Origin of the sequence: Loktanella sp. PT4BL (genome assembly GCF_003201935.1) — a bacterium.
GTDB lineage: Bacteria > Pseudomonadota > Alphaproteobacteria > Rhodobacterales > Rhodobacteraceae > Yoonia.
Genome location: NZ_QJJL01000003.1, coordinates 178,752 through 204,670, shown reverse-complemented (window position 1 = coordinate 204,670; position 25,919 = coordinate 178,752). Strand labels below are relative to the sequence as shown.

The following is a 25,919-nucleotide window of genomic DNA, read 5'->3' as shown; positions in this document are numbered from 1 at the left end:
GTGATGTAAGCGCTTACACTAACCCAGAATCAAGTAGCCGTCTTGGGAGGGTACGGCTTTGAAGACTGCAGCGACCGACCGGTGTCCGCGACAGATCACAACACATCTCCCTTCGATCAAGACCACGATGCTTTCTGACAGCATGAAATAAGGTAACGAAACATGGCACGCGAATATCTCAAAAAAGCGACGCTGACCGCGCAGTCCGGCGCGTCTGATGTCCACGACATTGTTCAGGGCATCCTGTCCGACATCGAGACAGGTGGCGACGCCAAGGCGATGGAATACGCGGCAAAATTCGACAAATATGACGGCAACGTCATGATCACCGCAGAAGAGATCGCGGCAGCGACCGCACTGGTACCCGAGAAGCTGAAAGAAGACATCCAGTTCGCCCATGACAACGTCAAACGCTTTGCGGAAGCGCAGAAAGCCACCGTCAGCAACATCGAATACGAGATCGTTCCGGGCCTGATCGCTGGTCAAAAGGCAATCCCGGTTGATGCGGCAGGTTGCTATGTGCCCGGCGGACGCTACAGCCACATCGCCTCTGCGATCATGACTGTGACAACGGCCAAAGTTGCCGGTTGCAACCATATCGCCGTTGCCTCGCCCCCGCGGCCCGGCGTGGGCGTCGCCCCTGCCATCATCTATGCGGCCCACATTTGCGGTGCTGATAAAATCATGGCCATGGGCGGTGTGCAGGGCGTTGCCGCCATGACCTTTGGCCTCTTTGGCCTACCCAAGGCAAACATCCTTGTCGGCCCCGGCAACCAGTTCGTCGCTGAAGCCAAGCGCATTCTTTTCGGCCGTGTCGGAATCGACATGATCGCAGGCCCGACCGATAGCCTGATCCTCGCCGACAAGACCGCCGATCCGCGTATCGTTGCAACCGACCTCGTGAGCCAGGCCGAGCATGGCTACAACTCGCCTGTTTGGCTGGTCACAGATGACCGCGCGCTGGCCGAAGACGTGATGAACCGCGTCCCTGATCTGATCGCCGATCTGCCGGAAGTGAACCGTGACAACGCCGCAGCAGCATGGCGCGACTATGCCGAAGTGATCCTTTGTGCAGACCGCGAAGAAATGGCCGCCTGTTCCGATGATTACGCGCCCGAGCACCTGACCGTGCAGGCCGAAGATCTGGATTGGTGGCTGGATCGTCTTTCCTGCTATGGCTCGCTTTTCCTTGGCGAAGAAACGACCGTGTCCTATGGCGACAAAGCCTCTGGCACGAACCACGTTCTACCGACGTCGGGCGCTGCGTCCTATACCGGTGGTCTGTCGGTCCATAAATACATGAAGATCGTGACATGGCAGAAGGCCACACGCGAAGGGTCCAAGCGCGTGGCCGAAGCGACAGCACGGATTTCCCGCCTTGAAGGGATGGAAGGCCACGCCCGTGCAGCGGACGTACGTCTGGCCAAATACTTCCCCGGCGAAAACTTTGACCTGACGCCAGATGAGTGATCCCCGTGATCTCTTTGACCTGACCGGTCGCGTTGCTTGCGTCACCGGCGCAAGCGCGGGTCTTGGCCAACGCGCCGCGATTGCACTGGCTGCGGCCGGTGCAAAGGTTGTCGGCGTGGCCCGCCGCGCGGATGCGCTGAACGGCTGGGCGGCTGAGACGGGGGCAAATGCCGCAGTCGTAGCCGCCGATCTGTCAAAACGGGACCAGATTGCCGATATCGCAGCGCAGGTCGCTGCACCCTTTGGCGCGCCTGACATCGTTGTCCATGCTGCAGGCATCAACACCCGCGAGGCTGCGGATGATGTGACGGACGCGGGCTGGGACGTGACGATGAACCTCAATCTGGCCGCACCCTTCTTTCTTTCTCAGGCCCTCGTCCCTGCGATGAAGGCCAAAGGCTGGGGCCGGATCGTGAATTTCGCCTCTCTCCAGACAACACGCGCCTTTCCGGGCGGGATTGCCTATGGCGCGTCGAAGGCAGGCATTGGCCAGTTGACCCGCGCGATGGCCGAGGCCTGGTCCAAAGACGGGATCACCGCCAACGCCATCGGGCCGGGTTTCTTTCCAACCGAGTTAACCGGCCCCGTCTTTGCCGACCCCGAACGCGCCGCCCGCAACGCGGCGCAGACATGTGTGGGCCGCAACGGCGCCCTGTCGGACATCGACGGCCCACTTCTTTTTCTTTGCTCGAACGCGTCGTCCTATGTGACGGGGCAGGTCCTGATGGTTGACGGAGGTTTCACAGCGAAATGAAAGCGCTTGTCTATGATGCTGTGGAGACGCTCGTTTACCGCGTGATGCCTGATCCCACGCCCGGTGCAGGCCAAAGCCTGATAAAGGTCGAGGCCTCTGGCATTTGCGGGTCCGACATGCACGCCTTTCTGGGCCATGATGAACGCCGCCCAGCTCCGCTGATCCTTGGCCATGAAGCTGCGGGCGTTGTCATGGGCGGCGCGCTGGATGGCTCACGCGTGACGATCAATCCGCTGGCAACCTGTGGCATCTGCCGTGCCTGCAAGGCAGGCCGCGATAACCTCTGTCCGGACCGCATGATTATTTCGATGCCCCCGCGCGAGGGTGCATTCAGCGACTATGTCGTGATGGCCAATAGAAACCTTGTGACGGTGCCAGATGACGTGCCGCTCACCAAGGCAGCTTTGGCCGAACCACTGGCTTGCGGCTGGCATGCGGTCCGGCTGGGGGCTGCGGCGCTGGACATGCCGCTAGCAGATGCACAATGCGTTGTTGTCGGCGGGGGCGCGATCGGTGTGGGCGCTGCTTTGTGTCTGCGGGCATTCGGGGCGACCGATATCAAAGTCATCGAACCAAACACCCTGCGCCGTGCAACGCTTGACCTGATCGACGGCTTTGAAGCCGTCGCACCCGGTACGATAGAACAGGCTGATCTCGTGATCGACGGGGTAGGCTATGCCGCGACGCGCGCGGATGCCACGGCCATCACACGCCCCGGAGGCGTGATCATGCATATCGGCCTCGGCGAAGCGACGGGCGGTCTTGATATCCGCCGCATGACCTTGCAGGAAATCACCTTCATCGGCACCTACACCTATACCGCCGAAGATTTCCGCCAGACTGCTGCAGCCATCTTTGACGGGCGCCTTGGCCCGCTCGACTGGACAGAAGAACGCCCCCTCGCTGACGGGCAGCAGGCCTTTGCGGATATCCGGGCTGGCGTTGTTGCCGCACCCAAGATCATTTTACGTCCCTGAGACCGAAAAACCGAAGGAGTTTTGGCATGTACAAGAACATTCTGGTCCCAATGGCCCTTGATCACGGCGTTGGCGAAAACAGCGTCGCAATCGCCCGCCGCCTGTTGTCGGAAGGCGGCAAGATCACAGCGCTGCACGTCTATGAAGCGCCGGAAGGCTCGGTCGGGGCCTATATCGACGACAGTGTGGTCCAAAGCGCCTTTGATCGGGCCAAGGCGCGCCTTGAGGAACGTGTCGCGGCGATGCCCGGCGTGTCATCCATGATCGTCAAGGGCCACAGCGGGCGCACCATCATTGATACTGCCACCGAAATGAAAGCGGACTGTATTGTGCTCGGGTCTCACAAACCCGGACTGATTGACTATTTCCTCGGGTCGACCGCGGCGCGCGTCGTGCAACATGCCCCCTGCGCAGTTCACGTGGCACGCGACACCAAATGATCCACCCCCATCACCCAACGCCCCTAATCGGGGCGCAAACAGGAGACGTAAGACCTTGAGTATCAGCAAGAAGATCGTGGATGACTTTGTCGCCAACGATGTATCCTTCATCACCACTGTGCCGTGCAAGCAGTTGGCCGGTGTGATCGACGAAGTCGAAGCACGCCCGGAAATTTTCCACATTCCGTCCAACAAAGAGGACGAAGGCATGGGCCTGTGCGCTGGTGCCTTCATGGGCGGCAAGCGCCCTGCAATCATCATGCAGAACACAGCGATCGGTGTGACCATCAACACGCTGGCGACCCTGATCCAGTATTACCGCATGCCTTTGCCGATGCTGATCAGCTATCGCGGCGAGCTGCGTGAACCGGTGGCCTGTCAGGTGGAAATGGCTGTGCACACCAAGGCACTGCTGAACCAGATGAACATCCCGACATACCACTTCCACAAGGAAAGCGACGCAGACGAACTCGACGCGATCCTGAAATACACCTTCATGTGCAACAAACCTGTGGCGATCCTCACGGATGCGTCCTTCTGGGGAGGCTACGGCGACCAATGATCCGTTCAGAAATCCTGCGCGATATCGCGCCCATCCTTCACGACCAGCTGGTTGTCTGTAACATCGGTCTGCCCAGCCAAGAGCTGCATATGATCGACGACAACGCCAAGAATTTCTACATGCTTGGCACCATGGGCCTGTCTTCTTCTATCGGTCTGGGCCTGGCCCTGGCGCAAGACAAGACCGTGATCGCGATCGACGGTGACGGCTCTGTTCTGACCAACCTCGGGACATTGCCTACAATCGCCAACAACGTGGCCGACAACTTCATTCTGTTGATCATCGACAATGGCTCTTACGGCTCCACCGGCGACCAGCCGACCTATGCGGGTAAGAAGACCAAGCTTGAGAATGTTGCCAAAGCCTGTGGCTGTGAGAACGTGGTCGTGTGTCAGGACGTGGACACCGGCAAGACATTGCAGGCGGCCATCGACAGCAAGAAGATGACCATCATCGTCAGCAAATGTGACAGCGGCAACATCAAGCTGCCTGTCATCACCATGGACCCCGTCGTGATCCGTGACCGCTTCATGAAGGCTGTGGCCAGCTAAATGGCACCAAAGATCCATTCCAGCGAAGACGCCCGCCGCCGTGCGCGCAAGCGGCTTCCCTGGATGGTTTTTGACTATATCGACGGTGCCGCGGGCACCGAGACAGGGGCCGCGCGCAACCGTGCGGCCTTTGACAATCTGGAACTGCGCCCGCGCATCCTGCGCGATGTAAGTGACCGTTCGCTATCAGTGCCTTTGTGGGACAAACCGACCAAAGCCCCCTTCGGTATCAGCCCGATGGGCATGTGCAATCTGTCTGGCCCCGGTGCCGACATGATGCTGGCGCGATTGGCCGCCCGCGAAAACGTGCCTTTGGGGGTGTCGACCGTGGCCTCGACCGCGATGGAGCCCCTGATTGAGGCCGCTGAAGGCAACGCATGGTTCCAGCTTTACTTTAGCGGCGACGGCACAGGCACCTTCAAACTGGTCGAACGGGCCAAGGCTGCGGGCTATGAGACCATCGTGCTCACGGTCGACGTGGCCGAGGTGGGCCGCCGCCCGCGCGAGCTGCGCCATGGCTTTACCATGCCATTCAAGATAGGGCCAAAACAGTTCATCGACTTTGCCCTGCACCCGCGCTGGTCGCTGACCTCGCTTGTCGCAGGCAAGCCGCAGATGGCCAACTTCTTGATGGATGGCTACGACTTCGACCGCACTGAAAGCCGCGCCCGCGCCGATTGGGACACGCTGACCCGTTTGCGGGACATGTGGCCGGGCAAGCTGGTGGTGAAAGGTGTGTTGGATGCAGAGGATGCGATGGCGCTCAAAGCGGCGGGCGTCGATGCGATCCAAGTGTCCAGTCACGGCTCACGCCAGCTCGACAGCGCGCCACCACCGATCCTCGAACTAGCAAAAATCCGCGACGCACTCGGCCCCGATTACCCGCTGTTTTACGACACCGGCCTGCGCAGCGGCGAAGACGTGGTCAAAGCCTACGCCCAAGGTGCAAACTTCACCTTCTTCGGACGCGTCCTGCAATTTGCTATTGCCGCAGGTGGGGAGGACGGCTTGCGTGAACTCTGGAACGTTCTGAAAAACGAAACCAGCATCACACTTGCACAGATCGGCAAGCGGTCCCTGATCGCAGAGACCGCCGCCGAAGGCTGACTAGGCCGCAAGTGCGCCTTCGGTTGCAACCCCGTCAAATGCCACCCATTTGAGATCACCGTCATAGTGCTGCGACATGGCGCCGTTCTGGTCAAGCGTGAACAAATGCAGCCAGCTGTTGTCAAAAAGCGCGCGCACATTGGGGTGCTTCTCCAAAATCGCGGTGATCGCCTCGGCAGGCGCTTCGACGCAGACAGACAACCGCAGTGGATCGTGGGCATAGCCCGCACCGTCATGCACCGACTGCCAAGGCAAGCCGCCGCGCAAGATGCCACCGTTGCCTTCAACCACACCGACGCCGCCGGTGACATTGTGCAATAGCTTGTTGCCCGCCCCAAAGACGTCAGGTGCCACGACGGAGCCGTAATATTGCAGGCTGATCCAGCTTGCGACGACGACGGGGGCGGTCAGGACCAACTCAAGAACACCGAAGCCCTCGTCCTTTTGCCAGTCATAGTCATGCAGGAACGCGCGCCCCGCCAGCCCTTTGCCTTTGGTCCGCGACCGCGGTGCCGCGATGAAGGCCTTGCACCCCGCCAGCGCCCATTCGGGCCGTGTTTCCGACCAGTCACGGCTCCGCTTGGCCACGTCGTCGCCATTGGCGGCACGCGGCAGGCGCAAAGCACGTTCTGTCCGCGCAAGCTTGCCCGCCGAGGCCAGCCAGTCACGGGCCTTTGCAAGGTGGCTCTGGTGCCCGTGCCCCGCAAAATCACCGTCATAGATCGTGACATCATCTGTCGTCGTGTCGTGCAGCCCGCCGACAAAAAGCGTGTCCGCGGGGATCACGATTCCATTCTTGGCCAGCCCTGCCCGCACGTCCTTGTCGTTCAGGATGCCCGCCAAAAGCCGCGCGTTCACTTCACCCGAATACCCGCCACAGGCACCGCAATGCAGCGCGCTGGCATGCGGGTTGTTCACAACATTCGCGCCATGCCCGAAGAGCAAGACAAGCGGCGCAAAGTTGCCTGTCAGGGACATTGCGCCAAGGATCGCTGTGGCTGCCCCGATCCTGTCTTCGAGACCAAAGCTTTCGTCCAGCACGGGGATGTGGCTGTCAGGCCCTTTGGCCGCATCCATGCCCAGCGCGTCCCGCAGCAATTTGCCGACATAGATCGGGCCGGAGGCCTCGACAAATGCAAAGGACGATACCGCCGCCAGCTTGAACCGCCCCCATGCACGTTTGGCGCGGGCGCTGAACCGTGCGGTTTGATCCGCCGTTGCATCCGCGCTGGCATGGCTGGTCACACCGTGGTTCAACAAAACAGGCAGTCGCTGTTCGGCTACATCGGAGGCAAAGCTCTGGTGCGATGCGGTCAGACCAAAGAAACCCGCAAACCCCAGCGTCTGAATTGCGGGATCAACGCTTTCCAACGCCCGCCGGAAGACCTCGGAGCGCACATCGATGCAGAATGCGGCCTGTAGCGCGGGCCGGCCTTCGGCCGTTGGCACAGACGTGCTGGCCAGTGTTTCGGACAGCGCGCGCTGTCCGGCAAACTCTGCTGCCGCCTGCAAGGTTGCATCAATCAGGTGATCGGATGATGGCGTCGCAGGTGTGGCGTGCGCTTTCGCAATCTCCGCCCACTTCTTTTCGATCTCTTTGGCGTATTTCCGATAGAGCGCCTGTTCCCAGATCAGACGGATCGTCAGTAAATCGGTCGTCGTTAGATCGGTTCCGCCTGCAAGCTCTGCCTGCCACAACCGATAGCGCGCCACCTGCGACCAGCCGCCAAGCCCCAGCAGCAACTGGTGAAAATATGTCTCCGTTGCCTCGGCCGACAACCCAAGCACATCAACCGCTGCGACAAGTGCCGTGCGCGTCCGTGCAGGTGTATTCGCAACCAGCTCTCCAAAACCACCAAGACCTGCAATTTCGGGCGTCAGATCACGGCTGGCAAAGTCCCGCCACGCATCAAAGGCACGCCGTCCGGGCTTGTTCTGCCACAGCGCCTGACCTGCATCAAAGTAACCTGCAGCCCAGCTTCCGAAACGGTCATTCACGATGCCGGGCCAGTCGATCCCTGACACCTCAAATGCAAGGTCCGCAATAGTCGGGAGCGCATGGGGTGACGGTGCAGGCTGGCCTGCTGCAGCCTTGAGTGCCGCAATATCCTTGGCTGCCTCCGGGAACTTTGCCAGCGCTGCGGTCAGATCGGCGTCGTTGATTGTCCCGTCTTCGACTTTCGTCCGGTACCAGTCGCGTGGCATAGTCACCGCTGTTCCGGCGACCCTGTCCAACAGCGCCGCGACCTGCGGTAAACTGTTCTCAGTTTGGCCGAGAAACGGGTTCACCGCGACAGAAGATGACAGCGGCCAGAGCGGTGGAATAGCGCGGCCTGCGGCCTCGGCCTTGGCGATCACTTCCAGATGCGCACCGGAATAGCCTGCGTATGTTTCCGCTTTCATTGTTCTGCTCCTTTGCTGGATGGTGTCTGCTTCCAACCGCCGATCATCCGGTCAGAGATTGCGTTGATGTAAAGCCCGTTGGACAAGTGCACCCGAAGGCCCTGCGCGGCGGGATGGTAAGACCACAGCGGCAATGTTGCCTGCGCAAGGGCCACCAGACCAAAGCTGACCATTGCCAGCAGGATCAGCGCCCATTCCAGTGCGCTCGCCGGCGGTGTTGCAGGAAGCGTCCCAGCCGTGAGCCATTCAGAGACGCGCTGCAAGACAAGGTAGCTGACAGTCACAGCCGCCGCATAAACCGCTGTCCGTTGTGTGAGCGCGCGCGGTGCCTCATCCGCAAAACCCTGGGCCAGAAGATAGGCGACACCGAAAATCAGGATCGCACCAAGGGCGATGGCCTGCGGTGACTTCCCGCCAAAGTCAAAGCCCAACCCGAGGATCGCATAGACCACGCCATAAATGGCCAAGGCCACCACGAACGCGCGTGCCACCGCACCAAGATCAGGCACCGCGACGGGCCCCGGCTTGCGGATGGCCGCAACATTCTGCACGGCGTTACCAGCGGACAAAAAGGCATGCGCCTTGTAAAGCGAGTGCGCCACGATGTGCAGCAGGGCCAGCGGGAAGAGCGCCAGACCGCATTGCAGGATCATAAAGCCCATCTGTGCAATCGTAGACCACGCAAGAGAGGTTTTGACGGTCGACTGCGTGAGCATCACCAAGCCGCCAAAGAGCGCTGTAAAACCGCCGATCAATACCAGAATGGCCAGCACCAGAGGTGACAGAAGCATCACATCGGCAAAGCGGATCAGAAGAAAACCACCCGCATTGACCACGCCCGCATGCAGCAAGGCAGAGACAGGCGTCGGTGCCTCCATGACTTCGGTCAACCAGCCATGGGTCGGGAACTGCGCCGATTTCAGGATGGCCGCAAGCCCCAGCAGTGCAGCCGCCGCCAGTGCCAGCCCGCCACCCGTTCCTTCTGCAGCCGCGCTCAGGATCACCGAGATTTGCGTTGTGCCATACGTGCTGACAAGCATGAGCATCGCACCAAGCACCGCAGCATCCCCGATCCGTGCCATAATGTATTTCTTCCGCGCCGCTCTCTGGGCCGCCACGCGCTCTGGATAAAAGAGCAATAGCTTGTGCAGGAATGCGCTCGTTGCGACCCATGCTGCGAAGAACTGGAACAGATTGCCCGCCTGAATGAGAAAGAGAACCGCGGCAAGCGTCGCCAAGAGCCAGAATGTGAAAACATCCTGCCGTGCTTCGCCGTCCAGATAGGTGCGCGCATAGCGCACGACCACCCAGCCGATGAACGTGACCAGCAACAGCATCACGATGCTCACAATGTCCAGCCGGACCGAGAGCCCGATTTCCAAGAAGCCGATCAAGATACTGTCACCGCTGCCATTGCTGGCCAGCACGACCGCCGACAGAACCGCGATCATAATCGCGCCTAGGCTCGCGTATTCTGCGATCCGTGCACCTTTTTGCGCAGATACATCTTTCAGGACGCGCGGCGCAAAGGCAGCCGCGATCAAGATCAGAGGGGCCAGTAACGGTAATGCGCTCAGCAGCATGTCGGTCTCCATCGTGTGAATTGATTTCACGACGGGATAGAGCATCGCATTTCTGATAAAAAATACATTGTTTGCGATTTATCGTTCTATTATATAGAATATATGTCTGACATGAACTATAATCACCTGCGCTACTTCTGGGCGGTCGCCCATGAAGGAAACCTGACGCGAACGGCAGAAAAGCTGAACCTGTCGCAATCCGCGCTCTCGGTGCAGATCCGCAAGCTGGAGGACCGGTTGGGCCACGCGCTGTTCGAGCGGCGCGGGCGGCAGTTGCACCTGACCGAGGCGGGACGGATCACGCTGGATTACGCGGATACGATTTTTGATGCGGGCAAGGACCTTCTGGGAACCCTCAGCCAACAAGGACGGCCACGTCAGGTGCTGCGGGTTGGCGCGCTGGCAACACTGTCACGCAATTTTCAGATTGAATTTCTGCGTCCCTTGCTTGGCCTTGCCGATGTGGAATTGGTGCTGCGCTCGGGCACCTTGGTGGAATTGCTGCAAAGCCTTGAAACGCTGAATCTTGACGTCGTACTGACCAACCGCGCACCGGCGCATGATGCGATGTCGAAATTCACTTCGCAGCCGATTTCGGAGCAATCGGTGAGTTTGATCGGCACGCCGGAACGCCTGCGCGCTGACCTGCCTCTGGCAAACCTTCTGCGCGACAACCCGATCATCGTGCCAACCGAAGAAAGCCCTGTAAGGTCCGGATTTGACCGGCTTTGCGCGCGCGAAGGAATTACCCCGACACTCGCTGCCGAAGTTGATGATATGGCGCTGATGCGCCTGCTCACGCGTGAGGATATCGGGCTTGGGGTGTTGCCGCCGATTGCCGTGCAGAACGAATTGCGCAACGGCATGTTGATTGAGTCCCCCCACCAAATGGGCCTGACCGAGAGTTTCCATGCGGTCACGGTGCCGCGAAAATTCCCGAATCCTTTGCTGGAAACGCTGCTGCACAGCGCAGTTTAGCCCGCCAGATCCTGCCCGATCTGTTGGACGATATTGGCAATCTGTCGCAATTGTCCGGCAAGCGGATTCGTCTTGCGCCAGATCATGCCCACTGTGCGCTTCGGTTCCGGCTCTGCAAAACGGCTGATCACGACAGGGGCCGAACGGGTTTCGACCGGCACCGCCATCTGCGGGATCAGCGTCACCCCGATCCCTGCCCCCACCATTTGCACCAGCGTGGACAGCGAACTGCCGTCCAGACCTTCGCGTGCGGCGGCACTTTGCAGGTTGCAAAACGACAGGGCCTGATCACGAAAACAATGCCCCTCTTCCAGCATCAAAAGACGCATCTGGCGCAGATCCTCGGGGCTGGGGACTGGGCGCTCCGCATCCTTGATCGGGCGCACCAACATCAGGCTTTCGTCAAAGAGCGCCACCTCTTCAAATCCAGGTTCAAAGACTGGCAGCGCGACAATCGCTGTATCAATCTGCCCGTTGGTCAATTCTTCAATCAGGCGCGGCGTGACGGTTTCGCGGATATGCACATCAAGGTCGGCATGCACACCGGCCAGATGTCCGATTAGGCCGGGCAGCAGATACGGGGCAATCGTGGGAATCACCCCGATCCGTAAACGCCCCACCAACCCCGCCTGCGCCGCACGGGCCATGTCGCCCAATTCGTCCACAGCGCGCAAAATATCGCGCACGCGCAGCGCCCACTCCTCTCCAAAGGCGGTCAGGCGCACCTTGCGCGGGCCCCTTTCAAACAGAGGTGTGCCAAGGCTTTGCTCCAGCTCCTTGATTTGCACGGACAAGGCTGGCTGTGAAATAGCACAGACATCGGCCGCACGGCCAAAATGACCATGACGGGAAAGGGCCTCGAAATAACGCAGCTGTTTCAATGTGAGGTTTTTCATAACTTGAAGTTATGAGTGCAATCAAAAATTGCAACTTAAAATAATTCTAAATCACTGATATTCGTCATATTGGGACCGCCGTATCTCTGCTATCTCGGCGGCATTTCGCAACCAACATCGGAGAAAAGACAATGGACGGTAACAACGCCGGAAAATGCCCAGTGATGCACGGGACCGCAATTCAGAGCACCCACAGTGTACGCGGCAACAAGGACTGGTGGCCAAATCAGTTGAACCTGAAAATCCTGCACCAGAACGCCCCTGCCTCCAATCCGATGGGCGCAGATTTCAACTATGCCGAAGAATTCAAGAAACTGGACCTGCAAGCGCTGAAAAAAGACCTGCATGCGTTGATGACCGACAGCCAGGATTGGTGGCCTGCCGATTATGGCCACTACGGTGGTCTGTTCATCCGTCTGGCATGGCACGCGGCAGGCACCTATCGCACCGCCGACGGTCGCGGTGGTGCTGGTGGCGGCCAACAGCGTTTTGCCCCGCTTAACAGCTGGCCCGACAACGGCAACCTTGATAAGGGCCGCCGCCTGCTTTGGCCGATCAAGCAGAAATATGGCAACCAGATTTCCTGGGCCGACCTTTTCGTGCTCTGCGGCAACGTCGCAATGGAATCGATGGGTCTGAAGATGTTCGGCTTTGGCGGCGGTCGTGCCGACACTTGGGAACCCGAGGAAGACGTTTACTGGGGCCGCGAAGACGAATGGCTGGCCACCAGCGACCACGAACTCGCCCGCTATTCTAACGACCGCGATCTGGAAAACCCGCTGGCGGCTGTTCAGATGGGTCTGATCTACGTCAACCCCGAAGGCCCCGATGGCAACCCTGATCCGCTGGCCTCGGCCCGCGATATCCGCGAAACCTTCGCACGGATGGCGATGAACGACTACGAAACTGTCGCCCTGACCGCAGGTGGCCACACCTTCGGCAAGACCCACGGCGCAGGCCCGGTTGAGCACGTCGGCCCCGAGCCGGAAGGCGCACCGATCGAGAACATGGGCTTTGGCTGGATGTCCACCTACAAATCCGGCAAAGGCCGTGATGCGATCACATCCGGCCTTGAAGGCGCATGGACACCCAACCCGACACAATGGGACATGGGCTACTTTGACGTGCTGTTCAAATACGACTGGGAGCTGACAGAAAGCCCCGCCGGTGCAAAGCAGTGGACACCCAAGGACCTTCAGGAAGAGGACATGGCCCCCGATCCCGAGGACCCGTCCAAGAAGGTGCCGATCATCATGTCCACAGCGGATATGGCGATGAAGATGGATCCCGCCTATGCGAAAATCTCCAAGCACTTCCACGAGAACCCCGAAGAGTTCGCCGACGCCTATGCGCGCGCATGGTTCAAACTGACCCACCGCGATATGGGGCCAAAGGTGCTGTATCTGGGTAACGAAGTGCCGGACGAGGATCTGATCTGGCAAGACCCGATCCCTGCCCTCAATCACCCGCTGGTGGATGACGCGGATATCGCGGACCTGAAGGCGAAGATCCTCGCATCCGGTCTGTCGTTGTCCGAACTGGTCGCGACTGCCTGGGCCTCTGCCTCAACCTTCCGTGGTTCGGACAAGCGCGGTGGTGCCAATGGTGCGCGCATCCGTCTTGCCCCGCAAAAGGACTGGGCGGCAAATGATCCTGCGCAATTGTCCAAAGTGCTGACAGCACTGGAAGGCATTCAGGCCGACTTCAACGGCGCGGCATCGGGCGGCAAGAAAGTCTCTCTCGCCGATCTGATCGTGCTGGGTGGCTGTGCAGCGGTGGAAAAGGCCGCCAAGAATGGCGGTCACGACATCGCTGTGCCCTTCACACCGGGCCGCATGGATGCCACGGAAGAGCAGACAGACGCCGCCAGCTTTGAGCCGCTTGAGCCCGAAGCCGACGGTTTCCGCAACTTCCTGAAGGCCGATTATACCGTGCCTGCCGAAGCCATGCTGGTGGACCGCGCACAACTGCTGACCCTCTCTGCGCCGGAAATGACGGTGCTGGTGGGTGGTCTGCGTGTGCTGGGCGCCAACACAGGCGGCAGCAAGCACGGTGTCTTCACCGACAAGACGGATGCGCTGACCAATGACTTCTTTGTCAACATCACCGACATGGCGACGACATGGCAGAAGGGCAGTGATGAGGGCACCTACGAAGGCCTCGACCGCGCCACGGGCGAAGTCAAATGGACCGGCACACGTGTCGATCTGGTCTTCGGGTCGAACTCGCAACTGCGCGCCCTGTCCGAGCTTTACGCCCAAAGCGACGCCGGTGAGAAGTTCGCCAAAGACTTCGTTGCGGCATGGTCCAAGGTCATGGACCTTGACCGCTTCGACGTAAAATAATCCTGATGGGCGCGGCCTTTCATCGGCCGCGCCCACCCTTTATGGCGGACTGAAACCACAGGCAGAGGTCGCCACATGCACACCCCCACATTGATCATCGGCGGCGGGCTTTCGGGTCTGTCACTGGCCTATGCGCTGGAACGCGCAGGCCACGCCTATACGCTGGTTGAGGCCCGCGGGCGCTTAGGTGGGCGCATCAAATCGCTACGGGTCGAAGCGGCATTGTTCGACCTTGGCCCCTCATGGGTCTGGCCCGGACAGACCCGCGTGGCCGCGCTTGCAGGCGAACTCGATCTGCAACTCTTTGAGCAATGGTCCAACGGCGCGCAACTCTTTGAACAAGCCAGCGGCGAGGTGGTGCAGGACATGGGCTTTATGTCGATGGCAGGCAGCTTGCGGATCGCGGGCGGGACCAGTGTACTGACCGATGCACTGGCTGCGCGTCTGAACCCTGCGCATATCTTGCTGGATTGCGCAGTCTCCGCGATTGACGACAGCCCCGCAGCACAGCTCACAGATGGCGAAACCATCACCGCAGACCGGATCGTCCTTTGCATCCCTCCGCGCCTTGCCGCTGAACTGCGCTTTACCCCCGCCCTGCAGGATGGCGCGATGGCCGCCCTGCGCGCGATCCCCACGTGGATGGGCGCACATGCGAAATTCGTAGCGGTTTATCCCACACCCTTCTGGCGCAAAGACGGCCTCTCAGGTGACGCCAGCAGCAGGCGCGGGCCCTTGGCCGAAATCCATGACGCAAGTCCGGCAGACGGCAGCCTTGGCGCGCTCTTCGGGTTTGTGGGCCTGCCCGCCGACATCCGCGCGCAGGCGGGTGACGCGGTGCAAGCGGCCTCGCTTGCGCAGCTGGAAAACCTCTTTGGCGCACAGGCGGGCGCACCGATTGCAGCAACACTGATAGATTGGTCACAAGACCCCTTCACCGCCACAGCAGCCGACGCGACACCGCCGCCGGGCCACCCGCCCTATACAATGCCCGCGCCGCTGCGTTGCATCTGGGACGATAAGCTGATCTTCGCGGTCACCGAAATGGCCCCCGACAATGGCGGGTTAATCGAAGGGGCGCTGGCCGCCGCCGAAGCGGCAGCACGGAAGATCATCGGCTAGTTACTCGGCCGGGGCCAGCGCAGGATCGCGCGTTTCAAACCGTTTCTCGCGACGCTCGCCCAACATCAGCATCGCAGGCGTCAACAACAGCGTCAGGATTGTCGCAAAGACCAACCCACCCGCAATGGCGCTGGACAATTCGGTCCACCACTGTGTGGACGGCGCCCCATAGACGATTTCGCGTGTAAAGAAGTTGATGTTCAACCCGATGACCATCGGCATCAGCCCCAGCGCTGTCGTGGCCGAGGTCAGCACCACAGGGCGCAGACGCTGGGCACCTGTCCGCAAAGCAGCCTCAAGCGAAGAGAACCCTTGGGCTTTCAACTCGTTGAACGTGTCGATCAGAACAATATTGTTGTTCACCACAATCCCCGCCAGCGCGATCACACCGATCCCGCCCATGACAACGCCAAAGGGACGGCCAGTGATCATCAGACCCAACAGCACACCCGCAACCGAGAACACAATTGCAGACATCACGATCCCTGCCTGCCAGAAGCTGTTGAACTGGGTCAGCAGGATCACGAACATCAAGCCGATTGCCGACAAGAACGCCCCGATCAGGAAGGTCATCGATTCCGCCTGATCCTCGGCCTCGCCACCGAATTCCACCCGCACGCCCGCAGGCAGATCAAGAGTTTCAATCGCGGCCTGCAGTGCCACGGTCTGGTCATTGGCCAAGACACCCTCTGCGACATCCGCAGAGATTGTCAGCACCCGCTCCTGATCGATCCGTGTAATCACACCGCTGCGCGGGGCGGGATTGAACGACACGAAATTCGAGATCGGCACGAGGCCCGCATCCGTGGGCACCCGCAGCGCTTCAAGTTCGGCCAGGGTGCGATCACCCGCAGGAAAGCGCACTACGATATCAACCTCGCCGTCGCCATCTTCGGGGCGGTAATCAGCCACCACAATACCACGTGTCAGCAATTGCACCGCCTGACCCAAGACGGCCACATTGGCACCACTGCGCGCGGCCTCTGAGCGGTCCACAGCAATCTGCCATTCCACACCGGGGCTTGGGCGCGAATCGACCACATCAATAAAGCCGCCCATGCGCTCCATCTGTGCAAGAATAGCCTCGACTGCTGCTTCCTGATCAGCCTGCGCATTGCCGATTATCTCTAGATTGATCGGCTTGCCGCCGCCGGGGCCGCCGCTATCGGTCAGAACCTGCACATCAATCCCGGGTATTTCCGCCATATCGACGCGGATATCTTCGGCAATCTGCACAACGGGCCGCCGCGTATCCCATTCGGCCAGTTCCAGCTGCAGCGTGCCGATCATATCACCGCCGTCCGTAGTACCGCCCGAGCGGGAATAGACGCTGGCGATTTCGTCGTAGCCGGCCAAGCGCGCCTCGACCTGACGCACCAGAGCATCCTGTTCGTAAACCGAGAAATTGTCTTTGGCGCGCACTTCGACCTGCGCATAATCCGGCTCGACACTTGGAAAGAAAGTCAGACCGTTGCCAAAGCTGCCGTAAGCCACAAAAGACGCAACCAGCGCGATCATCGCAAAGCTGAGTGTCGTCCATGGCCGCAAGATCGACCATTCCAGAACGCGCACATAACCGCCCATGAAACCCGTCATCTTGCGCGGATCACCGTGTTCGGCGGCATAAAGCTGGGCCTTGGCCTTGGCTGTTTGCGATTGGCGTTTGCCGATCAGCCCCCCCATGACAGGGATAAAGATCAGTGCCATGACCAGCGATGCCGCAAGGGTAAAGATCACTGTGATCGGCAGAAACTTCATGAATTCGCCGACAACACCCGACCAGAACAACAGCGGGAAGAACACACAAAGCGTGGTCGCGGTCGAGGCGATAATCGGCCACGCCATACGCTTGGCGGCACGGGCGTAGGCCTCTTTGGGGGATTGGCCTTCGTGCAGATAGCGGTCCGCCAGTTCAACCGTCACAATGGCCCCGTCCACCAGCATGCCGACCACAAGGATCAGCGAGAAGAGGACCACGATATTCATGGTGAAGCCGATGAAATATAACCCCGCAACGCCCGTCAGAAACGCACCCGGAATGGCGAGACCGACCAGCAACGAGGATCGCAATCCCAGCGCATAGACCACCACGATCATCACAAGGATGATCGCTGCGATCACATTCGCCTCAAGATCAGAAAGCATTGTTTTGACAGTTTCGCTTTCATCCAGCGTATAGCGCACCTGTACGCTGTCGGGCCATTCGGCCTGTGCCGTCTCCACGACGCTGCGGACCTCGGCGACGGTTTCGATGATATTGGCGCCCACCCGTTTCTTGATCTCAAGCGCGAGGGCAGGCTGGCCATCAATGCGTGCAAACCCTGTTGGGTCCTCAAACGTGCGACGCACGGTCGCCACATCGGCGAAGGTCACAACTGTCTGGCCGCGCACAAGGATGGGCAGTTCCATAACATCTTCGATGTCTTCAATCAGTCCCGGCACCTTGAGCACAAGGCGTCCTGCCTCGCTTTCAATCGCACCTGCGGCAATCAACTGGTTGTTGTTGGTGATCGAGCTGATGAGTTCATTGAACGAGATATTATAGGTCTCGAACACCGTCGGGTCGATCAGCACTTCCATCAGTTCGGTCCGCTTCCCACCGAAATCCACCTCAAGCACACCGCTGAGCGCTTCGATGTCGTCTTGCAGATCTTCAGCCAGTGCATTCAGCGTGCGTTCCGGCACTGGACCGGACAGGATGACCGTCAGGATCGGGAACAGCGCGGTGTTGATCTCGGTCACAATCACGGTGGCATCCGAGGGCAGTTCGCTTTCGACGGTATCAGCACCTTCACGCACCTGATCAAGTGCCTCAGCTGCATCAAAGCCCGGCTCAAAATCAAGCTGGACTGCGCCGCGCCCCTCACTGGCCGTCGCGGTCATGGATTTGAGCCCCGTCAGCGAGGCGAACTCGGTTTCCAGAGGCCCGACAAGCACATCTTCGGCGTCTTCCGGCGAGATGCCGTCCACCGAGGCCGACACAAAGATGATCGGGATCGGGATTTCGGGATTACTCTCTTTCGGGATCGCGGTGTACGACAAAGAACCGACAGCCAGCAATAACGCGAGGATCAGCAGGACAACCTTGCTGCGCTTGAAGGCCGCATCAATCAACGTGTTCATTGCGCAATTTCCGCAGTCTGGTCCGCAGCAATCGGGCGCGGATCAACCAGATCACCCGCATTCACAAAGCCCTGCCCCACAGTGATGATCCGGGCATTTTCGGGCAAGCCTGTCACCCATACGCCGTCCGTCTGGGCGCGCGCGATCGCGACAGGCCTGAAGGACACGGTGTTGTCATCTTCGACAATCTTTATGCCCAACTCACCGTTGGTGCCCAATGACAGGATGGCTGGCGAAATGAAGTGTCCACGCGCCTCACCCGTAGGCAGCGCGATCCGCGCACTCAGACCGGCGGGCATCACGCTATCGGGGTTATCAACGGTCACCTCGACGCGGAAAGTCCTGGTCTGCTGGTCGGCGTTGGCGCCGATGAAGCTCACAACACCGGAACGCTGTTCACCCGTGATGAAATCCACAGTTGCTGTTTGACCGGTCTGAATGCGCGACAACGCCTGCTGTGGCACCTGAATGACCACCGTTAACGGGTCATTGTCGATCACCTCTGCCACGAAACTGCCATTGCTGACGAACTCGCCCTCATCGAGGGTCAGATCGTTCAAACGGCCCGCAAAAGGGGCACGAATGATAGTATTCGCCAGCTGCTCTTCGGCGGCAGCAACAGCCGCATCCGCTGCCGCCTTGGCAGCGCGGGCACTGCTGACGCGGTCTTCAGTGGCCACGCCGCGCTCTTGCAAGGCCAGCGCGTTGTTCAAATCGCGTGTTGCCTGCGCTTGCTGGGTCTGTGCCTGCAAAAGCTGTGCTTCGATGGTCGCGGCATCCAGCCTGCCGATTTCCTGACCCGCACCGACCAGATCACCACGCGCGGCAGAGACCGAGATCACTTGTCCTTCGGTTTCGGCCTGAACAGCTGTCGCACGATCAGGTTCCGATTGGCCCTCGGCCGAGAGAACCAACTGCACATCCTGCGCCTGAGAGTCCATCACCGCCACAGTAATCGCACGTTTAGCGGGGGCTGTTGCAGTCTCGTTCTCGGGGCCTTGTGAGGGCAGAACATAGCCACTCCCCATCCAGCCGATCAAAAGCAGGGCCAGAAAAACGGCAACCCACTTGGACCGCCCAGCGCCTTTATCCCCGTCAAATGTCAGTTTTCCGGCCAAATCCGGTTGCATGTCGTGTGCCATAGGGCAGTCCTTAAATGTATTTTCGCACGCGCAGCGGCGCTTGACGCGATATTGGGCCTAAATAGGCCTCTCTTGCCACAGTTACTAGGGATAGCTGACCAAGCCTGATCGTCACGATAGTGTTAGCGCCTATAACACGGGCGGTTTGGGCTTCGTCAAGTGCACGATAGGGACCACAAATGCGCAGAATCGCGCGCAGTTTCACGTCGACTATCGGCAGGTAGGGGCTATGTTTGGCGGGGCACGGTTTTGAAAGGCAAATACATGACACGCACCGTCGATCTCAATTCCGACATGGGCGAAGGCTTTGGCGATTGGCGCATGGGCGATGATGCAGCCCTGCTGGATATCGTGTCATCGGCCAATATCGCCTGCGGGTTTCATGCAGGCGATCCAGACGTGATGGACAGGACCATGCGCCTCGCGGTGGCCAATGGTGTTGGCATCGGCGCCCATCCGGGCTTTGCCGACCTCAAAGGCTTCGGGCGACGCAAACTGCCGCTGCCGCATGGCGAGATTGCAAATGCGGTGGCCTATCAACTGGGTGCGGCCCAAGCCATGGCGCGGCGCGCCGGTGGTAAAGTGCGCCATCTGAAACTGCACGGGGCGCTGTCCAATATGGCCTCTGTTGATCCTGCATTGGCCAAGGCCTGCTACACCGCTGCCCTCGATGTGGACCCCGATATCGTCATCATGGTGCTGGCCGCCACCGCGATGGAGGACGTCGTGCGCGATCTGGGCTGCAACTGGGCCGGTGAAATTTTCGCCGACCGCGCCTATAACGACGACGCGACATTGGTCGACCGCAGCCTGCCCGGTGCTGTCCTGCATGACGCCGCCTCTGCCGCACCGCGTATCCTCAAAATGCTTGAGGCAGGTGCGATCATCGCCGAGAGCGGCAAACACATCCCCTGCCAGATCGACACGATCTGCCTGCACGGTGACACGCCGGGCGCCGTCGAGATGGCACGCGGCATCCGCCAGCACCTGACCGACGCCGGCATCACCATAACCCCATTGTAAGGAACCCCCATGGAACTCAACGCTGATTTCACCAAGCGCGTCTTGCTGCACACCCAGGATATCCCTTGGAAAGCATCCCCCATGCCGGGCGTTGACCGCCGCATGCTTGACCGGATCGGGGATGAGGTCGCGCGCGCGACCTCGATTGTGCGCTATGCACCGCAGAGCAAGTTTTCCGCCCATACCCACACCGGCGGCGAAGAGTTCATCGTGCTGGACGGCGTATTTCAGGACGAACACGGCGATTATCCCGCAGGGACCTACGTGCGCAACCCACCGACGACATCGCACACACCAGGGGCAGAGGAAGGCTGCACGATCTTCGTCAAGCTTTGGCAATTCGACCTCGATGACCGCACCCAGTTCCGCAAGGAAATGGAGGCGGAACTGGCCGATCTGGGCGGCGGCGTAAGTGCGCAGGTCCTTCACGAGGACTCGCAGGAAACCGTCCGTTTCATCACACTGGCCCCGGAAGCGGTCTTTGCAGAAACGCCCGAAGGTGGTGCCGAACTTCTGATGATCGACGGCAACGCGACCGAAGGCTCGGACACCCTCACCAAAGGGGCATGGCTACGCATCCCTGACGGGGAGGCGATGCAGGTCACTGGCGGCAAAGACGGTGCGGAATTCTGGATCAAGACAGGCCATCTGCCCTTCGCCAAAGCGCCCGCTGTCTAGGCACGAAAACCGTCGGGGATCTGGTCATTCCCGTCCAGTATCAGATCGGCCATCACGGCGCCCACCTTGGGGGCCATGCCGAAGCCGATCTTGAAACCGCCGTTGGCGATGAATTCTCCAGTCCGCTCAGGATGCACGCCCAAAACGGGCGCGCGGCTTTTGCTGCGCGGACGCACGCCCGCCCAGCGTACCAGCACCGGTGCACTCTCTAGCACCGGAAAGGCCGCATGGGCGCGCGCCAGCACATCCTCAAGCGCATTATCCGTGCTGTAGGGATCATCGAATTCCCGCTCGGACGTGGAGCCGATCGCCACGGTCCCATCGCCATGCGGGATGATGTGCAGGGCATCGGCAAAAAGCTGCGGCTGGCCTGCCGCGTTGAAATCCAGCAGCGCCGCCTGCCCTTTCACACCGTTACCGCCAATCTCTTGCATGCCATGCCAGCCGGTGGCCCAGACCACCTTGCCCTCAACGCGCCCGTCGGCCAGAACCTCGCCGCCCAGCGCCACCACAGCATCAGCTAAAGCGCGGGTCGCACGGCGCGGATGGATCAGCGCTGATAACGTATCATGCACCACCATGCCGCTTGGTGATGGCGGCATCCACGGCGCATCTGTGACTGGGATCACATCCCAGCGCGCCTTGCCCTGCCAGAGCGTCGCTGCACTTTCCGCACGCTCCTGTGCCAGATCGACCGCACGCGCGTCCGCCAAAGGTTGCAGACGACCCGACCGCGCATAGCCAACGTCCTGGCCTGTCAGCGCCGCAACATCACCCCAAAAGCCTTTGGCCATGATCAGGCTTTCGAACTGAAACGCCTTTTTGGCATTCCAGTTTTCCGGCACATGCGGCGCCAGGGCCCCGACCAATCCGCCACTTGCACCCGCCGCCACGCCATGCGGATCAATCACGCGCACGACCGCGCCGCGCCGCGCGCAGGCATAGGCGACGGACAGTCCGAAAACACCCGCTCCCATAACCGTGATATCAGCCGTTGCCATTCGTTGTCCTTCCGCTCAAAGATGTGTGCAGTGGTAAGGCAAGGGCCGATGACAGACCAGAGAGCACGGATAGAATGGCGGGATGGCGTGCCCATCGCGCAGGCCTTCGATGACCCCTATTATTCCCTCGACAATGGCGTGGCGGAGACCCAGCATGTCTTTCTGGCTGGCAACGACCTGCCCGCGCGTTTCGGTGGAAACTTTCAGATTGCCGAATTGGGGTTTGGCACCGGCCTGAACCTGCTGGTGACGTGGGCGGCATGGGACAAGGCCGGACAACCCGGCACGCTGTCTTTTACGTCGTTCGAGGCCTTTCCCATGGCTGCGGACGATATGGCAGCGGCGCTCGGACATTTCGCGGAACTGGCGCCTTATGCAAAGGCGCTCCTAGCGGCATGGAAACCGCAGAGCGGTGCAATTCAACTGCCCAACGGCCCGATGCTCGAGGTTATCACCGGCGACGCACGCGAAACGCTTCCTGCATGGGACAAACAGGCGAATGCATGGTTTCTTGACGGATTTTCACCTGCCAAGAACCCCGAACTCTGGGAACCCACGTTGCTGGCAGCCGTCGGCACCCACACCAAAAGAGGCGGCACGGCGGCGACCTATTCTGCGGCGGGCGCTGTGCGGCAGGCCTTGTCCGGCGCGGGCTTTGAGGTCACCCGCGTTGCGGGTTTCGGGCGCAAACGGCATATGACCCGCGCAAGGATGCCTGATGCAAAATAACCCCCGCCTTGGCATCATGTTGATGATTGCCACAACCTTTGTCTTTGCCGTGCAGGACGGAATTTCACGGCATCTGGCAGGGGAATACAACGTCATGATGATCGTAATGATCCGTTACTGGTTCTTTGCGGCCTTCGTGATCAGCATCGCAACCAGGCAATCAGGGTCCATCCGTGCGGCCGCTGCAACGAAGCAACCGATCCTGCAAATCACACGCGGCACGTTGCTGGCGCTTGAAATCTGCGTGATGGTCAGCGGCTTTGTTCTGCTCGGCCTTGTCGAAAGCCACGCTGTCTTTGCCTGTTATCCCCTGCTGATCGCAGCCCTTTCAGGTCCGGTACTGGGGGAACAGGTGGGCTGGCGCCGCTGGACCGCCATTGGCATCGGTTTCGTCGGTGTCCTCGTTATCCTCCAACCCGGCTATGCAGTTTTCGCCCCTGCCGCCGTGATCCCGTTGGCGGCGGCTTTCATGTTTGCGCTCTACGGTCTGCTGACCCGCTTTGCGGCCCGCAAAGACACAACGGCCACGTCTTTCTTCTGGACCGGCACCGCCGGTGCCGTGGTCATGACCGTAGCAGGGGTCTGGTTCTGGGAACCCATGAGTGCTGCAGACTGGCGCTGGATGGCAGCGCTTTGTGTTACGGGCGCGGGCGGTCATTGGCTCTTGATCAAAACCTACGAGGTCGCCGAGGCCAGCGAGGTCCAGCCCTTCGCCTATCTGCAACTGGTTTTCGCCAGCGCGATCGGGATCTTCCTTTTGGGCGAAACCCTGCGGCCCAACGTGGCGATCGGTGCGGCGATAGTCGTCGCTGCAGGGCTCTTCACGCTCTGGCGGGCGAAAAAGGTCGCTTAGGGTCGCGCAACAGGGCGGACGGTATCAGAGGCCGCGTCGCTGGCAACAGGTTCTGGCCGCGCGCGCGGGCGCAGGAGCGGCTTTTTCCCGATGAGCAGTTCGGTGAAACGCACGGGGCCGGTCTGACCCGTCAGACGGGCCTGATAGACCGGGATGCTTTCGGTCACGCGCATCACATAGTTGCGGGTTTCCCGAAAAGGAATGTGCTCGATCCAGTCGACGACATCCATCTCAAGCAGACGCGGATCGCCGCGTTCGTCAATCCACTGGCGCGGACGGCTGGGGCCGGCATTATAACCTGCCGCAATCATGACAGGGCTGGGCCCGAACTCTTCTTCCAGATAGGCTAGGTAATGCGTCCCTAAGGTCGCATTATACTGCCAGTCATTCGTGAGCCGCCCGCGCGAATAGGGTATCCCGAGGTTGCCCGACACCTCTTCTGCCGTGGCAGGCATGACCTGCATCAGACCCAAAGCGCCGACGGGACTGCCGATGGTTTCGTTGAACTCGCTCTCGCGCCGCGCGATTGACAAGGCCAAGGCAGGCTCTGCCGGAAGGTCCAGCGCAGCCATGTCATGTATGGGGTAATAGACCGACGGGATCAGAATGCCCCGCTCGACGGCGGCTTTGCCCAGCAGCAGCGTGTAGAAAGGCTCGTCAATCTCGGTCAGATAAGCGCCCAAAGTCGCGATTTCGGACGCGCTGAGCGTCCTGCCAAGCTCGGCAAAAAAGGTGAAAGCCGCGCCACGTTCACCGCCCGCAAGCAGGATCAACGCCGCCTGGACGATGTCATCATCAAAGACAGGCGCATTGCGCCAGTCGACTTGCGCTCCGGCAAGGGACGGATCGAGCGCACGCCCCACCTTTTCAGACGCCAACAAACCATAAAAGCTCGTCTGATGGGCAGCACCCGCGCTATAGGCGTCGGCTGCCAGATCCACATTGCCTTTCACGACATGGGTGCGCCCGATCCAGTAATGCATCCGCCCCAGCGAAATCGGGCTGCTTGAGGCACGCAAGCCGTTCTGGAAATGTGTCAACGCCCGCGCCGGATCGCCCAGATAGGTGAGCGACAGATACCCTGCCAGCCACTCCAGATCGGCGTAGGATTCGCCCTCGGTCAGGTAATGGCGCGAAGCGAGCTGATAGGCCTGTTCGGCACGTCCTTCGCGCATTTCCCAGCGCGCCAGCACACGGCGCCAGCCCGACCAGCGAAACGGCTCGCCCAGGGCGGCGGCACTGGTGGAACGTTCCAACAGCATCTGGACGGCATCGGTCCGTTCACCGCGACCGGCAAGCCAGGAATAGCGGTCGTAAGCAAGGCCCGGATCCTGCCGCAAAGCTGCGGGAACGGCGGCCACACGCGCAGCCAGATCGTCGGCGCGCGTAATATAGCCGATGCGCGCCGCTGCAAGTGCGGCTTGATCTGCAGGCAAAAGTGGCAACATGCGCGTGGCATCCTCGGCACGCGACCGCCACAAAAGGGCATCGACACGGGCCGCATGGAAGGGGCTGAGTTCTTCGGCAAACGCGGCAAGCATGACGGCCTGCCCGTCTTCGGTCAGACGCTGTGTAATCCACGTATCGCGCAGGACATCGCGCGCAGCCTCGGTCTGCCCCAGCGCCAGATGGGCCTGCGCCAGACGCACCGCACCTTCGCCGGTTTGCGGCACCTCTCCTGCGAACCAGGCAATGACCTGTGCAGGCGCAATGCTCTCGTCGATCATCAGCTCTGCTTCGGCGCGCAAACGATCCAGCCCCGGCCAGTCTGCGCGGCGGTTCAAGAAATCCCGGTAGATGGCAAAGGGTGCATCCCCTGTCCGCAGGCGCAGCCACATCAGTGTGTCCTGCGTGACGGGTCCAACGCCTTGCGCGATCTGCGCAGCCACGTCCCAATCGCTTTGCGCGGTATCAATCGCCGCAATGCTTCGGGCATCAATCGACTGCGCCTGCACGGGACCGGAGATAACCGTGCAAACAAGGCCTAGAATGATGAATTTGTGGAAGTTCACTGCGTACCCCTTTTGATGGGAAAGTAGCCTGTGATGCAGCAATAACAACTCACAAACGCGGCAATGGGCGCAAATCCCCACGGGCTATGCGCCGAAACGAAGGGCTTGTAGGATTGTCCTTCTGCGCCTAGTGTCCGCGCGATTTTACCGCAGTCAATGTTGGCTGCCAG

General features: G+C 60.3%; 21 protein-coding genes. 14 read left to right on the top strand and 7 right to left on the bottom strand.

Annotated features, from left to right (window positions below; genetic code table 11):
- Positions 1-162 precede the first annotated feature (162 nt).
- From hisD to C7964_RS10695, 7 genes are read left to right on the top strand one after another with little or no spacing between them, the layout of a single operon-like run.
- Complete coding sequence (gene hisD, locus C7964_RS10725; protein ID WP_110279669.1) at positions 163-1,470, top strand: histidinol dehydrogenase; 1,308 nt, start codon at positions 163-165, stop codon at positions 1,468-1,470.
- Positions 1,463-2,224: an SDR family NAD(P)-dependent oxidoreductase gene (locus tag C7964_RS10720; RefSeq protein ID WP_110279668.1), complete on the top strand. Its 762-nt coding sequence runs from the start codon at positions 1,463-1,465 to the stop codon at positions 2,222-2,224. Before hisD ends, C7964_RS10720 begins: the two co-directional genes overlap by 8 nt.
- Positions 2,221-3,201, top strand: coding sequence for an alcohol dehydrogenase catalytic domain-containing protein (locus C7964_RS10715; protein WP_110279667.1), 981 nt, complete (start codon positions 2,221-2,223; stop codon positions 3,199-3,201). The genes C7964_RS10720 and C7964_RS10715 overlap by 4 nt, the downstream gene beginning before the upstream one ends.
- A 26-nt stretch (positions 3,202-3,227) precedes the next feature.
- On the top strand, positions 3,228-3,641 hold the full coding sequence (locus C7964_RS10710) for a universal stress protein (protein WP_110279666.1): 414 nt from the start codon (positions 3,228-3,230) through the stop codon (positions 3,639-3,641).
- A gap of 55 nt (positions 3,642-3,696) precedes the next feature.
- On the top strand, positions 3,697-4,203 hold the full coding sequence (locus C7964_RS10705; protein ID WP_055293711.1) for a decarboxylase: 507 nt from the start codon (positions 3,697-3,699) through the stop codon (positions 4,201-4,203).
- Positions 4,200-4,754, top strand: a complete 555-nt coding sequence (comE, locus tag C7964_RS10700; RefSeq protein ID WP_110279665.1) for a sulfopyruvate decarboxylase subunit beta — start codon at positions 4,200-4,202, stop codon at positions 4,752-4,754. The genes C7964_RS10705 and comE overlap by 4 nt, the downstream gene beginning before the upstream one ends.
- Positions 4,755-5,861: an alpha-hydroxy acid oxidase gene (locus C7964_RS10695; protein WP_110279664.1), complete on the top strand. Its 1,107-nt coding sequence runs from the start codon at positions 4,755-4,757 to the stop codon at positions 5,859-5,861.
- Here the strand turns inward: C7964_RS10695 and C7964_RS10690 are convergent, their stop codons facing one another.
- Both C7964_RS10690 and C7964_RS10685 read right to left on the bottom strand, forming a co-directional pair.
- A complete protein-coding gene (locus tag C7964_RS10690) occupies positions 5,862-8,264 on the bottom strand; it encodes a YbcC family protein (RefSeq protein WP_110279663.1) in 2,403 nt (800 codons plus the stop codon).
- The gene (locus C7964_RS10685; RefSeq protein ID WP_110280232.1) at positions 8,261-9,847 is read right to left on the bottom strand and encodes an NADH-quinone oxidoreductase subunit L; all 1,587 of its coding nucleotides are present in this window, start codon (positions 9,845-9,847) and stop codon (positions 8,261-8,263) included. The genes C7964_RS10690 and C7964_RS10685 overlap by 4 nt, the downstream gene beginning before the upstream one ends.
- 102 nt (positions 9,848-9,949) lie before the next feature.
- On the opposite strand from C7964_RS10685, the gene C7964_RS10680 reads away from it, so the two are divergent.
- Complete coding sequence (locus C7964_RS10680) at positions 9,950-10,825, top strand: LysR family transcriptional regulator (protein WP_110279662.1); 876 nt, start codon at positions 9,950-9,952, stop codon at positions 10,823-10,825.
- On the opposite strand, the gene C7964_RS10675 is transcribed toward C7964_RS10680, so the two are convergent.
- Positions 10,822-11,721, bottom strand: coding sequence for a hydrogen peroxide-inducible genes activator (locus C7964_RS10675; protein ID WP_110279661.1), 900 nt, complete (start codon positions 11,719-11,721; stop codon positions 10,822-10,824). The two genes, C7964_RS10680 and C7964_RS10675, sit on opposite strands and share 4 nt — an antisense overlap.
- 131 nt (positions 11,722-11,852) lie before the next feature.
- Here C7964_RS10675 and katG point away from each other — a divergent pair, with 131 nt between their 5' ends.
- Positions 11,853-14,066 carry a catalase/peroxidase HPI gene (gene katG, locus C7964_RS10670; protein WP_110279660.1) on the top strand — a complete coding sequence of 738 codons (2,214 nt, stop codon included), beginning with the start codon at positions 11,853-11,855 and terminating at the stop codon, positions 14,064-14,066.
- A gap of 75 nt (positions 14,067-14,141) precedes the next feature.
- Positions 14,142-15,188 carry a flavin monoamine oxidase family protein gene (locus tag C7964_RS10665; RefSeq protein WP_110279659.1) on the top strand — a complete coding sequence of 349 codons (1,047 nt, stop codon included), beginning with the start codon at positions 14,142-14,144 and terminating at the stop codon, positions 15,186-15,188.
- On the opposite strand, the gene C7964_RS10660 is transcribed toward C7964_RS10665, so the two are convergent.
- Positions 15,189-18,311, bottom strand: coding sequence for an efflux RND transporter permease subunit (locus C7964_RS10660; protein WP_110279658.1), 3,123 nt, complete (start codon positions 18,309-18,311; stop codon positions 15,189-15,191).
- Entirely contained in the window at positions 18,308-19,453 is a 1,146-nt protein-coding gene (locus tag C7964_RS10655; protein WP_110279657.1) for an efflux RND transporter periplasmic adaptor subunit, read from the bottom strand. The genes C7964_RS10660 and C7964_RS10655 overlap by 4 nt, the downstream gene beginning before the upstream one ends.
- A gap of 264 nt (positions 19,454-19,717) precedes the next feature.
- Between C7964_RS10655 and C7964_RS10650 the strand changes: the two genes are divergently transcribed.
- Both C7964_RS10650 and C7964_RS10645 read left to right on the top strand, forming a co-directional pair.
- The gene (locus C7964_RS10650; protein WP_110279656.1) at positions 19,718-20,476 is read left to right on the top strand and encodes a LamB/YcsF family protein; all 759 of its coding nucleotides are present in this window, start codon (positions 19,718-19,720) and stop codon (positions 20,474-20,476) included.
- 9 nt (positions 20,477-20,485) lie between these two features.
- Positions 20,486-21,154: a cupin domain-containing protein gene (locus C7964_RS10645; protein WP_110279655.1), complete on the top strand. Its 669-nt coding sequence runs from the start codon at positions 20,486-20,488 to the stop codon at positions 21,152-21,154.
- On the opposite strand, the gene C7964_RS10640 is transcribed toward C7964_RS10645, so the two are convergent.
- Positions 21,151-22,155 carry an NAD(P)/FAD-dependent oxidoreductase gene (locus C7964_RS10640; RefSeq protein WP_110279654.1) on the bottom strand — a complete coding sequence of 335 codons (1,005 nt, stop codon included), beginning with the start codon at positions 22,153-22,155 and terminating at the stop codon, positions 21,151-21,153. The two genes, C7964_RS10645 and C7964_RS10640, sit on opposite strands and share 4 nt — an antisense overlap.
- A 48-nt stretch (positions 22,156-22,203) precedes the next feature.
- Between C7964_RS10640 and mnmC2 the strand changes: the two genes are divergently transcribed.
- Complete coding sequence (gene mnmC2 / locus C7964_RS10635) at positions 22,204-22,884, top strand: tRNA (5-methylaminomethyl-2-thiouridine)(34)-methyltransferase MnmC2 (protein ID WP_110279653.1); 681 nt, start codon at positions 22,204-22,206, stop codon at positions 22,882-22,884.
- Positions 22,874-23,737, top strand: coding sequence for a DMT family transporter (locus tag C7964_RS10630; RefSeq protein ID WP_110279652.1), 864 nt, complete (start codon positions 22,874-22,876; stop codon positions 23,735-23,737). The genes mnmC2 and C7964_RS10630 overlap by 11 nt, the downstream gene beginning before the upstream one ends.
- Here C7964_RS10630 and C7964_RS10625 read toward each other — a convergent pair.
- Positions 23,734-25,749, bottom strand: a complete 2,016-nt coding sequence (locus C7964_RS10625) for a lytic transglycosylase domain-containing protein (RefSeq protein WP_286163897.1) — start codon at positions 25,747-25,749, stop codon at positions 23,734-23,736. The genes C7964_RS10630 and C7964_RS10625 overlap by 4 nt on opposite strands.
- Between the last annotated feature and the right edge of the window lie 170 nt (positions 25,750-25,919).